We start from the raw sequence: 11,937 nt of genomic DNA, 5'->3' as shown, positions 1-11,937 counted from the left end.
AGACAGCACGCAAATAGTTCAGAAAGAAGTTCCATTTGTCTGGCAGGGTGCCAATATCTATTTTTTATTAACGGACAGATTCAATAACGGCAATCCCGAAAATGACTTGAATTTCGACCGCACAAACGAAACAGCTCCGTTAAGAGGTTTTATGGGTGGTGATATTCAGGGTATCACAGATAAAATTGAAGAAGGTTATTTTTCAAAATTAGGAGTGAATGCTATTTGGTTTACACCAGTGGTAGAACAAATCCATGGCGACACAGATGAAGGAACAGGAAATACATATGCATACCATGGATACTGGGCAAAGGATTGGACCGCTTTGGATCCCAACTTTGGAACTAAAAAAGATCTCGAAAATCTTGTAAAAACCGCTCATAAAAATGATATAAGGATTGTGATGGATGTGGTAATTAACCATACGGGGCCTGTAACTGAACAAGATCCGGTATGGCCCGAGGATTGGGTAAGAACTAGCCCTGTTTGTGAGCATACTAATTATGAGACTACGACAAGCTGTACGTTGGTCGCCAACTTACCAGATATTTACACAGAATCTGATGAAGTGGTTGAATTACCGGATGCATTATTGGCTAAATGGAAGGCTGAAGGCAGACTTAGTAATGAATTGGATGAACTTCAACTTTTTTTTCAAAGAACAGGATACCCCCGGGCTCCCAGGTTTTATATTATTAAATGGTTAACAGACTACGTTAATGATATGGGTATTGATGGTTTTAGGGTAGATACAGCTAAACATGCCGATGAAAAAACATGGCTAGAATTATATTCGGAAGCTTCCAATGCATTTGAAACCTGGAAAAAAAAGCACCCTGAAGATGTTTTGGATGACACGCCATTTTTCATGGTTGGCGAAGCTTACGGTTATGAAATTTCTATGGGTAGAAATTTCGATTTTGGAGATAAGAAGGTTGATTATTTTGAACATGGCTTTGAAAGTCTTATAAACTTTGAACTAAAGAATGATGCTAAAAATACTTACGAGACCATATTTAAAAAATACAATCGCATCCTAAGCACTAAATTAAAAAACAAAGGTGTCCTTAATTACTTGACTTCACATGATGATTCAGAACCCTTTGACAAAGATAGGAAGAGACCGTATTATATGGCGAACGTACTTTTCCTAACCCCGGGAACTTCACAGATGTATTATGGAGACGAATCTGCCAGGGATCTTACTATTGAAAATACTGAAGGGGATGCCACTTTAAGATCATTTATGAATTGGCAAGAAATTGATAGTCTCCAGGAAACTAAGAATATTCTCGCCCACTGGCAGAAATTGGGTAGTTTTCGTCGTAATCACCCTGCCATAGGTGCGGGAAGGCATAAACGTCTGGGTAAAAAACCCTATGTTTTCAGCAGAACCTATATGAGCGGGGATTATAAAGATAAAGTTGTCGTAGGACTCGATTTACCGAAGGGTAAAAAATCGCTTTGGGTAAAGGGATTTTTTGGAGATGGAACAAAACTATTTGATACTTATTCCGAAACTTATGTTGAAGTGAAAAATGGAAAGGTAATCCTGGAAAATGATAATAATATAGCACTCCTGGAATTAGCAGATTAATTAGTGTTCTTAAAAGAAAGCATAGTCAATATTTTGAATCCATAGAATTTATGCTTCGAATTAAAGGTTTTTATGAAGATGAATAGGAGAAATTTTGTCATTAAGTCCTTTTTAGTCTTACTGGGGTTATTTCTTTTTGATATTTTTTGGTTCGAGAAGTTTGTAATTCAATGGACAACCTATGATCTCACCAATTCGGAAAGCAAAATAAAAATCATTCAATTAACGGATCTTCATATAAATAAATTAAAATCTTCCCATAAAGCAATTGCTAACAGAATTAACCAAGAGCTTCCAGACCTAATCTGCATTACGGGAGATTCCGTAAACAACAACAAAGGATTAGCTGTTTTAAATGAATTTTTGAACCTTATCAGCAAAGAAATACCGAAGGTTGTAATCCTTGGAAACAAGGAATACGCAGGGAAAGTAAACATAAATTCTTTCAGAACTTTAATTAAAAAACATAATGGCCAATTACTTATTAATGAAAGTTTAAAATTCTCAGCGGCTGACAGAGACCTCATTATAATTGGTGTTGATGACTTTATTGGGGGTGATCCGGATTTCATAAATGCCTCGGCAAAACATGATAGTTCTGAAGAGGCCATTGTACTTAATCATTGTCCTCAGTACAGCGATGAAATAGCTCTTTTAAATGAAATTCAAAAAGTTAATATTAAGCTCATATTATCTGGTCATACTCATGGAGGGCAGATTACATTTCTTGGGAAAGCATTTTATAAGCCCGGGGGTAGTGGAAGGTTCTTAAGAGGATGGTACAAACTGAATGATATAAGAATGTATGTCTCCAAGGGCATTGGAACAAAATATATTCCCATACGAATGGGTTGCAGAGCAGAAGCTACTATATTTTATGTTTAAGTGAAGGGGTTTTATTTTAAGGAGTGTAGTGCTATCCTATTACCTTCAGTATCTTTCAGAAGTGCCATAAAACCATGCCCCCCTCCTATCTCCTTTTTTTGTTGAATTACAGAGCCTCCGGCATTAGTTACTTTGGCCAATTCCACGGCAAGGTCTTTACACGAAAAATAAAGAAGTGGCCCGCCGGTATCACTTGGAATATACATCTCATGTTTAACTAAAGATCCAGTACTACCTTTTTTGCTCTGAACATCCGGGAACCAACCCATTATGATTCCTCCTAAATCATGAACAGAAATTGAAATATCAAATATTTCTTCATAAAACTTTCTGGCCCTTTCCATATCTTCCACCGGTATTTCGAACCATCCAACCATATTGTGATCTATATTGCTACGTTATTTTTCCAAAATATCCTTTAAACTCAATAAACCTTCTTCAAAATCCTTGCCCACAGTCTTATCCATGTTCATAAAAAGCATCATTATACTTACAGGGAACTTATTCTTTCCAGAAAAACCCCAGGTAACTTCAGTCTCATCAGCACCTATTTCCTTTACCTTTAAATACGCGTCTGATTGGGACTTAAAAGGTTTTAGAAAACGTAATTCACTTTCAATTACTTCATTTTCAACAATTCGTTTTATTTCCTGTTCACCACTTCCAACCTCCTTATTTCCTTCCCATTTGCTTGTAGCACCTATTTCACCATCGGAACCCACAAATTCCTTCTTCATATTTGGATCTCTTTTACCCCAAGGACTCCAATTATCCTGATTTTTCAAATATTTAAGATATTGGAAAACAACCGGAACAGACTGCCGCACTTTTATGTTTCTGCTAACATCATAACCTTTAGGTGCAATCATAGCTAAAATAAAAACCAGAACAACAATACCAGCAAGTATATATAAAACTGTAGTCATTTGTTTATCAGTTAATTGGTTACCTTTAAATATAAAGCAAATTAATTTTCTTTCCTATATCTTTCTATAATTTTATCAATACTTTTAATAGACTTTTTGGTCCAATCCAATCGTTTTTCCAAAATTTCACCTTCGGACAGACGCCAGGGCAATTTTGATCTTTTAAGTTGTTGTGTTAAATTATACAATATAATGGCCGCAGAAACCGAGATGTTGAGACTCTCTGAAAATCCTGACATCGGTATTTTCAAAGTACCATCAGCCTGCTCTATAACCTCAGCACTAAGACCTTCTTTTTCGGTCCCAAAAAACAATGCCACTTTATCTTCCAATTTAAAATCCTCCAGTAATGTTGAATCAGAATTAGGAGTGGTTGCAATAATCTTATATCCATCGCCTCGCAATTTACTTATACAGGGTTCAACAGTAGTATATCGTTCTATATCTACCCATTTTTGAGCCCCCATTGCTATATTTTTATCGAGACGTTGTCCAAATCGGTCTTCAATGATATGCGCTTTCTGAATACCAAAAACGTCACAACTTCTTATTACTGCACTGGCATTATGCATCTGAAAAACATCTTCAATGGCCACAGTAATATAATTAGTGCGCTCGCTTAAAACATCATTAAATCGTTTTAGGCGTTCAGGTGTAATATAAGTTTCCAAATAGGAAAGCAGATCAAGATCTATCATTGCTCTAATTTAAGAAAAATGTATCTTTATAATAGACCCAGAATCATGCAAAAAAAAATTGTTGTACTTACAGGAGCCGGAATGAGCGCAGATAGCGGAATCAGAACTTTCCGTGATGCCGATGGGCTTTGGGAAGGTCATGACGTAATGGAAGTTGCATCCCCTTACGGTTTTGCCCGAAACCCTCACCTTGTATTAGATTTTTACAACCAAAGGAGAAAGCAGCTATTGGAAGTTGCCCCTAATCCTGGCCATAAAATGCTGGTTGAACTTGAACAATACTTCAATGTTACTATTATTACACAGAATGTAGATGATTTACATGAACGTGCTGGCAGTTCTCATATTCTCCATCTCCATGGTGAACTGCTTAAAGTTCGCAGTACAGGTGATGAAACAATTGTTTTAAATTGGAAAAAAGATCTAATCCATGGTGAGAAATGTCCAAAAGGATATCAATTACGGCCTCATATTGTTTGGTTTGGTGAGGAAGTTCCATTATTATCTGAAGCCGCACAGATTACTGTTACCGCAGACATTCTTATTATTATTGGAACGTCAATGCAGGTATATCCGGCAGCCGGTCTCCTGAATTATGCAAGACAGGGCACACCTATATATTTTATTGATCCAAAACCAAGTATAAATGCTTCAGATTTTGAAAATCTCACAATTATTCAATCTACCGCAGCAAAAGGTGTTCCTACCTTGGTAAAGGACCTAATCCATAAAGAGTTTTAGTGAGCGTTGCCCATTCCAAAATGGCTTCGCGTTGTTCTGCAGAGAGTCTGGCTTCTTGGTGAACCCAGGTATATTCTTTTAAAGGCATTTCAGCTTCTTCAATGACCTCAATCAGTTCTTCTAATTTGTGGTCCTTTTGCCTCTCGCTGTAATTATCCCATTCAGACAAATTCAGATGTGTTTTAGCATCTTTGACATGGAATGAAAGCCACCACGATACTGGTGCAATATTGTTATACCATGGATATTCTGTATTGTTACTGTGACAATCATAACAACTACGAGTTAAAATGGTTTTAACATTTTCAGGAGGATTAGTTTCATTTATGAAACTGGCTAAATGATTGCCCTGGTTGATATTCTTTTCCGGCCTGAAGAATTGGATGGCAATAAAAACAAGTAATAGCAATTTTGCCATTTTTTTCATTACTTTCATTTGGGGGTACTTTTGTTGGGCCAAAATACAAATTTTTGTGACTAAATCTGAATTATTCAAATCATTAAATTATGTAGACGGGACTCGTGTAAAACGCATTGAAGTAACCCAAATGGTGCTTAATAACCCTCCTGTTATTTCACCTTTGATGGAAATTGCATTTGAGGATAATGGGGTAATTTCATCAAAAGCCTGCTGGATTTTAGAATTTGTCGCCAAAAAAGACATCCAGGTAATACTAACTCATATTGATACTTTTACTTTGGGCATCTCTAAAGTGCAATTAGATTCGTCTATAAGGCCAGTGGCTAAAATTTGTGAACTTCTTATGAAGGCATTTTTTTCAAAATCAAAAAATGAAGTTCAGACGAAATTAAAAGAATATCACCTGGAAAAAATCACTACATCGTGTTTTGACTGGCTCATTGGGGAACATAAAGTAGCTTCTAAAGCCTACTCAATGACGAGCCTTTATTTATTGGGTAACAAATTTGAATGGATTCGACCTGAACTCCAAATAATTTTAGAACAAAATTACAGCCTGGGAAGCGCAGCCTATAAAGCAAGGGCCAGACAAATTCTTGCATTAATCAATAAGAAAAACCAAAACCAAAAAAGAGAAGTATAAGTAAACTAACCAACTCACCTCAAAAATTTTAACTATCCTTCCAATATGCTTTTAATCTCCCCAGCATATAAGTATATTTACATCTTTCAAAAAATAATCAATCCTAAAGCATATGTCGTTAAATCAATTAAACGCCATTTCTCCAATTGACGGCAGATACAGATCCAAAGTCGATTCCCTTGCAAATTTCTTTTCAGAAGAAGCGTTAATAAAGTACAGGGTTATGGTTGAAATTGAATACTTCATTGCACTATGTGAATTAGAACTGCCACAACTCCCAAAATTATCCCAGGACAGAATCGTTTCCCTTCGAAATATTTTTGAAAACTTTAGTCTGGATGATGCTTTGGCCATTAAAAAAATAGAGAGGACTACTAACCATGATGTGAAAGCAGTAGAGTATTTTATAAAGGATAAGTTCGATGGATTGGGGTTAGAAAAATATAAAGAATTTATCCACTTTGGACTTACTTCACAAGACATTAACAATACGGCAATACCCTATTCCATAAAAGAAGCTATGAATGAGGTCTATGTGCCACTATTTATGGAATTGAAAGCCGTTTTAAAGACTTTAGTAAAAAGTTGGGAAGATATACCCATGCTGGCACGAACTCATGGACAGCCTGCTTCACCAACTCGTTTGGGTAAAGAAATTAATGTTTTTGTTGTACGCCTCGAGGAACAGTTCAACCTTTTAAATGATATTCCCAGTGCCGCGAAATTTGGCGGCGCAACCGGTAATTATAATGCCCATAAAGTGGCTTACCCAGATATAGATTGGCAAAATTTTGGACAAAAGTTTGTTCAGGATAAATTGGGATTATCCCATTCCTTCCCTACTACTCAAATTGAGCATTATGATCATATGGCCGCTTTATTTGACACGCTTAAGCGTATCAATACCATTGTAATTGATTTAAATCGGGATATGTGGACTTACGTTTCCATGGACTATTTTAAACAAAAAATAACCGCAGGAGAAGTAGGTTCTTCGGCAATGCCCCATAAGGTAAATCCAATCGATTTTGAAAATTCAGAAGGTAATTTAGGGATTGCCAATGCTATTTTTCAACATTTATCTTCGAAGTTGCCTATTTCACGTTTACAGCGCGATCTAACTGACAGCACAGTACTGCGTAACGTGGGAGTTCCCTTTGCACATACCTTAATTGCATTTAAAGCTACGCTAAAAGGACTAAACAAATTACTACTGAATAAAGTTAAATTTGAAAAAGACTTGGAAGACAATTGGGCCGTAGTGGCTGAAGCAATTCAAACCATCCTCAGAAGGGAAGGTTACCCCAATCCTTATGAGGCATTAAAGGGACTTACCAGAACCAATGAAGGTATTACCAAAAAATCAATTGCAGAATTTATTGATCTGTTGGAAATAAAAGAAGAGCTAAAGACCGAATTAAAAAATATCAGCCCCAGTAATTATACCGGTATTTAAAAAAGACGTTTCTATAGTGCATAGAAACCCGGTCTATGTTACAATCCCCTTAATTAAAGCTTCAATGCTATTCTTTTTTAAGTATTTGTAAATGAGGGTAAGGTATTTCAATTCCTGCCTTATCAAGTGCAAATTTACAGCCTTCAATTGTACTAAAATATACATCCCAGTAATGCTCTGGTTTAGCGAAGGGCCTTACCGCTAAATTTATGGAACTGTCGGCCAATTCGGATACATTTACAGAAGGCGCAGGTTCCTGTAATACTTTTTCATTAGAAGTAAGGACACTCAATAATACCTCTTTAGTCTTTTTTATATCTGCACCATAATCCACTCCAATTTCAATATCTACTCTTATTTTACCTTCGGCCGTATAATTAATTATATTACCATTTGCCATAGCTCCATTAGGAACAATTGCTAACTTGTTTTGCGGTGTAATAAGTTTTGTGGTGAAAATTTCAATTTCCTTAACAGCACCTAATACCCCTTGAGCCTCAATTAAATCCCCTATTTTGTATGGCCTGAAAATCATGATTAGAACTCCTCCCGCAAAATTTGACAAGGATCCCTGTAAAGCTAACCCTACAGCCAACCCGGCAGCAGCAAGTACAGCGGCAAATGTGGTTACATTCACCCCTAATTGGGAGATAACAATAATGATTAGAAATATTTTTAAACCCCAGGAAGCCAGATTTAAAAGAAAGCGCTGTAAAGATTCATCATACTTACTTTTGGACATCGCTTTTCTGGAAGCTCCAATAATCTTATTAATTACCCAGGAACCAATTAAAAATATGAGTATCGCTCCAATAAGTTTGGGGCCGTAAGTGGTAATGAAATCTATTCCCTTGTCAATCCAAATTTCTGTGTTTCCCATAGTAATTAATTTTTAGAGTTATTTAGGGCAGGAAGATATAAAATAGCTCAGAGAAATTTAAATGGAATTAACACTTTTAAATTAATTTCACTTTTTAATAACAAAAAACCCCTCCGAAATTAATCCGGAAGGGTTTTATTATTAAGCTAAAAATATTAATTTATCCTTTAAGGAACTGGCCAATTTCCCCTAGTCCTTCGCCTTTGAAATCAGATTTTTGTATGGCATTCATAAGTTCAACAATGTGGCCAGGGTTCATATCCTTACCCAGAACCCGGATGATCGCAAAGCCTTTATCATCACTGCTGCCATAGATAATTACCTCATCTATTTCATCTTCATCACCTACATATTTAATAACGCCTTTACCGTACTCAGAATTCAGTTTCATAAGTTCAACAAAATCACTATTCTTTAAAATAGCATTTACCTTCGCTTTTTCAACTTCATATTCGGCCTCATTATTACTGGTCTTCTTAAAGGCCAATAAATTTAATTTTTTTAATGATTGCATGGCCTCTTGCTGTGTTGCTGATAAATCTTCATTTTCCAAATTCAGAATGCTCGTTGGAACATCTAATGAAATAAAATTCGGGTTTTCTGAATTATCCACGTAATATTCCTGAAGGCTTTGTGTGGAAGAACAAGCGAAAAAAGCTAGTAAACTGATTATAGAAAGTGCTATTGTTGTTTTTTTCATTTTGTGATCTTTTAATTCAATTAAAACTTGTAGAAAAGGCAATTGACCTGTTGTGCGTTTAATAACTTCTCAACGGTCAATTACCTTTTTATTTATTTGCTATTCCGATTTGCTCTTTTTTTCTGCTTTATTTAATTCTTCAGGTAAATTCATCTTTTTTGTAAGAGAACCAATTTTTGTAAGATCTATATCTCCGGTTAATGTTAGCAGAACCGTTTCTATCTGCCTATCATTTATTTCAATATTGTCATTATCAAAACCGGTAACGAACATTAATAATTCGCTTACATGATCGTCGTCTTTACCGTTCTTTATATAGAATTTTATATTGGTTTCTTTATCTTTTACCCGCATCAGTTCTTCTAAAGAAGAAGATTTAAGATACTTGTTAACCGTTGCCTGCATATCTGCTGAAACCGATTTATCCTCAGTGATAAAAACCTTAAGACCGCTCAGGCTTTTTGCAATATCCATAAATTCCTGGGCTTCCGGATCATCTACATCCACATCCATCTTAACCAATAAGTTAAACATGTTTTTATTAACTATCACCGAACTAACCGCATCAGAATCCTCAAATCTATCAAAAATGGACTGTGAGAAACCACTAAGCGGTAAAACTGCCATTGCTACTATTAGAATATACTTTTTCATCTTTCTTTAATTTTAATTGTTGTTGTAAATTTTTTGTTTTGTTTGTTCAAATTCATTTAAATAGGCCACTTTTTCAGTTCCACGTTCCAAATTCTGTGCCAATAGGTTTAAAGCCTTCTTTGTCTCACTATAGGCAAACTCAGCTTCTCTTTGTTCCCGGTAATCATTACCGAAAAATATTCCAAAGACCATAACTGCTACTGCTGCAATAGAAATCCATTTATGGTAAGATACCCTAGGTTTTAATGGAACCTGCTTAGTAAACCGTTCGTCTTTGGCTATGGAAAAGTAAGCAAACATTGGAGCGTATTGTTCCAGATGCGGTGCAACCGAATCTTGTGAAAAATAGTCTCTCAATTGTTTCTCCTCCTCTACCGTGGTAGTAGCTTCGAAGTACTTTTCCAATAATTTTTGAATTTTATCCAATTCCATAACTATGTTTTTGCATTAATTTTTCTCTAACTGTTTTTCTTGCTCTGGAAAGTGCTACTCTTACTGCCGTAGGTTGCATTTCCAGTAAATCTGCAATTTCTTTAAAATCATATTCTTCTACATCTCGCAATTGCAATACCAATTTTTGTTGTTCCGGCAATTCCTCCATAATTTTCTCTACCCAACTTACGCTGTCTCTTGCCTCCAGCTGTTTTTGCAATGAAGTATTCCCATCTTCGTAATTGCTATGAACCAGTTTCAGATTACTCGATTGTTTCGACTTTAACCTATCCAGGCAAAAATTCTTGGTCATGGTCATTGCAAAGGCCTCAACATTTTTGTAATTCGCAATATTGTTATTCTTAGACCACAATTTCATCAGTATTTCCTGAGTGGCATCTTCTGCCTCTTCTGCGGATGTGAGCAATCTTTTGGACAATCTATATAATTTGTCTTTAAAAGGCATAACCACATTTAAAAATTCTGATTGCGTCATTGTCGGTTGTTCTGTTGTTGTATAAACCATTCAAGGTGTTTTACATAAGCAAGACGAAGTACATCTAATTTTGTTACAATAAATTTTATTTTATTGCTGATATAAGTACTTTACACCCTTTAAAGCTAATAATTTATCTAACAAATCGTTAGTTAATTAGAAGGGCAATAGTGTTAATGAATATTAAAATTGGAATGATATTTGACAGAACTATGTAAATTGCAAAAAAAATTTTGATGAAAAAGTTTCTCCTTTTATTCATGGGAATTGTCTCCCTAAGTATTTCCTGCAATAAAGATGATGACATTGTTGGCCCGGAAGGCCCTGGTGGTGAATCTGTAAGTGTTCAGGACTTTATGTGGAAAGCTATGAATATCTGGTATTTCTGGCAGCAAGATCAAGCAGACTTGGCTGATGACAGATTTTCCACTAATGAGGAATACAATGCATTTTTAGCCTCGGAAGCCGACCCTGCTGATTTTTTCGACAATAAACTGCGCTTTACAGATGATCGCTTTAGCTTTTATAGTGACGATTACAAATCACTTACAGACAATTTAGCTGGTATCTCACGAAGTAACGGTTTGGAGTTTGGGTTATTTTTGTATGGTGAGAATGATACAGAAATATTTGGATACGTCCGTTACATTGTGGCAAATTCTGATGCTTCTACCAAAGATATCTCACGCGGAGAATTATTCACAGGAGTGGATGGCCAAAGTTTAAATGAAAGCAATTATCGGGATCTCCTATTTGGCGAAAACGCTACCTATACCCTGAATATGGCTGATATCAATGATGGTGTTATTACCCCGAATGACAAAAGTGTAGAGTTGACTAAACAGGATGGGCTAGTTGAAAATCCGGTGTTTATTGTGAATTCCTTTGACATTAGTGGGAACGTTATAGGCTATTTAATGTATAATGGGTTCACCAATGAATTTGATGAAGAATTGAATGATGCCTTTGGACAATTAATGGCTGATGGAGTTACCGATTTAGTGCTCGACTTACGTTATAATCCGGGAGGTTCTGTTAATTCTTCCCGCTTACTTTCAAGTATGATCTTTAGTACCAATACCAATAATTTATATCTGCGCCAACGCTGGAATGACAAATTGCAAGCCGTTTTTTCTGATGAGGATCTAACTGATTATTTTGCAGATCGAACGGGAGCAGGGACCACTATTAATACGTTAAACCTGAACAGGGTTTACATATTAACTACCGGCAGTTCAGCTTCAGCAAGTGAATTGGTGATAAATGCCTTAGATCCATACGTAGAAGTTATTAAAATAGGAACTACAACCAGGGGTAAGAATGAATTTTCGCTTACTATGGTAGATGATCCCGACCGCGAAGGTGCTCCGTTTATTTACACCCCTTCCAGAGAAAACCAAATTAATCC

15 protein-coding genes are annotated in these 11,937 nt (G+C 36.0%); 6 read left to right on the top strand and 9 right to left on the bottom strand.

The features are described from left to right. Together WBN20_RS13505 and WBN20_RS13500 are read left to right on the top strand one after the other, a co-directional pair. A partial coding sequence (locus WBN20_RS13505) for an alpha-amylase family glycosyl hydrolase (RefSeq protein WP_424282071.1) occupies positions 1 to 1,597 on the top strand: 1,597 nt, incomplete at its 5' end. A 78-nt stretch (positions 1,598 to 1,675) separates the two neighbouring features. Next, positions 1,676 to 2,482 (top strand): metallophosphoesterase, encoded by an 807-nt coding sequence (locus WBN20_RS13500; RefSeq protein WP_424282070.1) that lies wholly within the window; start codon positions 1,676 to 1,678, stop codon positions 2,480 to 2,482. Positions 2,483 to 2,493: 11 nt separating this feature from the next. Here WBN20_RS13500 and WBN20_RS13495 read toward each other — a convergent pair whose 3' ends face one another. Genes WBN20_RS13495 through WBN20_RS13485 form a run of 3 tightly spaced genes read right to left on the bottom strand, consistent with a single transcriptional unit; the run spans position 2,494 to position 4,106 of the window. Continuing rightward, positions 2,494 to 2,859, bottom strand: a complete 366-nt coding sequence (locus WBN20_RS13495) for a VOC family protein (protein WP_424272646.1) — start codon at positions 2,857 to 2,859, stop codon at positions 2,494 to 2,496. 21 nt (positions 2,860 to 2,880) lie between these two features. Next, positions 2,881 to 3,408, bottom strand: coding sequence for an SRPBCC family protein (locus WBN20_RS13490; protein ID WP_424272645.1), 528 nt, complete (start codon positions 3,406 to 3,408; stop codon positions 2,881 to 2,883). 41 nt (positions 3,409 to 3,449) lie between these two features. Continuing rightward, positions 3,450 to 4,106: a TrmH family RNA methyltransferase gene (locus WBN20_RS13485; protein WP_424282069.1), complete on the bottom strand. Its 657-nt coding sequence runs from the start codon at positions 4,104 to 4,106 to the stop codon at positions 3,450 to 3,452. Between the two features lie 45 nt (positions 4,107 to 4,151). Here WBN20_RS13485 and WBN20_RS13480 point away from each other — a divergent pair, with 45 nt between their 5' ends. Continuing rightward, the gene (locus tag WBN20_RS13480; RefSeq protein WP_424272643.1) at positions 4,152 to 4,847 is read left to right on the top strand and encodes an SIR2 family NAD-dependent protein deacylase; all 696 of its coding nucleotides are present in this window, start codon (positions 4,152 to 4,154) and stop codon (positions 4,845 to 4,847) included. Here the strand turns inward: WBN20_RS13480 and WBN20_RS13475 are convergent. Beyond that, positions 4,810 to 5,283, bottom strand: a complete 474-nt coding sequence (locus tag WBN20_RS13475) for a heme-binding domain-containing protein (protein ID WP_424274008.1) — start codon at positions 5,281 to 5,283, stop codon at positions 4,810 to 4,812. The genes WBN20_RS13480 and WBN20_RS13475 overlap by 38 nt on opposite strands. Positions 5,284 to 5,320: 37 nt before the next feature. On the opposite strand from WBN20_RS13475, the gene WBN20_RS13470 reads away from it, so the two are divergent. Together WBN20_RS13470 and purB are read left to right on the top strand one after the other, a co-directional pair. Next, on the top strand, positions 5,321 to 5,911 hold the full coding sequence (locus WBN20_RS13470) for an adenylosuccinate lyase (RefSeq protein ID WP_424274007.1): 591 nt from the start codon (positions 5,321 to 5,323) through the stop codon (positions 5,909 to 5,911). A 112-nt stretch (positions 5,912 to 6,023) separates the two neighbouring features. Next, positions 6,024 to 7,367 carry an adenylosuccinate lyase gene (gene purB / locus WBN20_RS13465; protein ID WP_424272640.1) on the top strand — a complete coding sequence of 448 codons (1,344 nt, stop codon included), beginning with the start codon at positions 6,024 to 6,026 and terminating at the stop codon, positions 7,365 to 7,367. Between the two features lie 67 nt (positions 7,368 to 7,434). Here the strand turns inward: purB and WBN20_RS13460 are convergent, their stop codons facing one another. From WBN20_RS13460 to WBN20_RS13440, 5 genes are all read right to left on the bottom strand, one after another. Beyond that, positions 7,435 to 8,247: a mechanosensitive ion channel family protein gene (locus tag WBN20_RS13460; protein WP_424282068.1), complete on the bottom strand. Its 813-nt coding sequence runs from the start codon at positions 8,245 to 8,247 to the stop codon at positions 7,435 to 7,437. Positions 8,248 to 8,407: 160 nt separating this feature from the next. After that, positions 8,408 to 8,947: a DUF4252 domain-containing protein gene (locus WBN20_RS13455; protein ID WP_424274005.1), complete on the bottom strand. Its 540-nt coding sequence runs from the start codon at positions 8,945 to 8,947 to the stop codon at positions 8,408 to 8,410. Between the two features lie 99 nt (positions 8,948 to 9,046). Then, a complete protein-coding gene (locus tag WBN20_RS13450; protein WP_424274004.1) occupies positions 9,047 to 9,601 on the bottom strand; it encodes a DUF4252 domain-containing protein in 555 nt (184 codons plus the stop codon). A 12-nt stretch (positions 9,602 to 9,613) separates the two neighbouring features. Further along, positions 9,614 to 10,033, bottom strand: coding sequence for a hypothetical protein (locus WBN20_RS13445; protein WP_424282067.1), 420 nt, complete (start codon positions 10,031 to 10,033; stop codon positions 9,614 to 9,616). Continuing rightward, positions 10,020 to 10,529 (bottom strand): RNA polymerase sigma factor, encoded by a 510-nt coding sequence (locus WBN20_RS13440; RefSeq protein WP_424272230.1) that lies wholly within the window; start codon positions 10,527 to 10,529, stop codon positions 10,020 to 10,022. The genes WBN20_RS13445 and WBN20_RS13440 overlap by 14 nt, the downstream gene beginning before the upstream one ends. A 236-nt stretch (positions 10,530 to 10,765) precedes the next feature. Here WBN20_RS13440 and WBN20_RS13435 point away from each other — a divergent pair. After that, on the top strand, positions 10,766 to 11,937 hold a 1,172-nt coding region (locus tag WBN20_RS13435), incomplete at its 3' end, for a S41 family peptidase (RefSeq protein WP_424282066.1).

This window comes from Eudoraea sp. (assembly GCF_049665975.1).
Lineage (GTDB): Bacteria > Bacteroidota > Bacteroidia > Flavobacteriales > Flavobacteriaceae > Eudoraea.
Note: the sequence above shows the minus strand (reverse complement) of the source record. Positions and strands in the feature narration are given on the sequence as shown.

Coding starts and splice junctions, on each gene's coding strand:
- WBN20_RS13500 (WP_424282070.1), top strand. CDS start 1,676: ATGAATAGGAGAAATTTTGTCATTAAGTCCTTTTTAGTCTTACTGGGG.
- WBN20_RS13495 (WP_424272646.1), bottom strand. CDS start 2,859: ATGGTTGGATGGTTCGAAATACCGGTGGAAGATATGGAAAGGGCCAGA.
- WBN20_RS13490 (WP_424272645.1), bottom strand. CDS start 3,408: ATGACTACAGTTTTATATATACTTGCTGGTATTGTTGTTCTGGTTTTT.
- WBN20_RS13485 (WP_424282069.1), bottom strand. CDS start 4,106: ATGATAGATCTTGATCTGCTTTCCTATTTGGAAACTTATATTACACCT.
- WBN20_RS13480 (WP_424272643.1), top strand. CDS start 4,152: ATGCAAAAAAAAATTGTTGTACTTACAGGAGCCGGAATGAGCGCAGAT.
- WBN20_RS13475 (WP_424274008.1), bottom strand. CDS start 5,283: ATGAAAGTAATGAAAAAAATGGCAAAATTGCTATTACTTGTTTTTATT.
- purB (WP_424272640.1), top strand. CDS start 6,024: ATGTCGTTAAATCAATTAAACGCCATTTCTCCAATTGACGGCAGATAC.
- WBN20_RS13460 (WP_424282068.1), bottom strand. CDS start 8,247: ATGGGAAACACAGAAATTTGGATTGACAAGGGAATAGATTTCATTACC.
- WBN20_RS13455 (WP_424274005.1), bottom strand. CDS start 8,947: ATGAAAAAAACAACAATAGCACTTTCTATAATCAGTTTACTAGCTTTT.
- WBN20_RS13450 (WP_424274004.1), bottom strand. CDS start 9,601: ATGAAAAAGTATATTCTAATAGTAGCAATGGCAGTTTTACCGCTTAGT.
- WBN20_RS13445 (WP_424282067.1), bottom strand. CDS start 10,033: ATGGAATTGGATAAAATTCAAAAATTATTGGAAAAGTACTTCGAAGCT.
- WBN20_RS13440 (WP_424272230.1), bottom strand. CDS start 10,529: ATGACGCAATCAGAATTTTTAAATGTGGTTATGCCTTTTAAAGACAAA.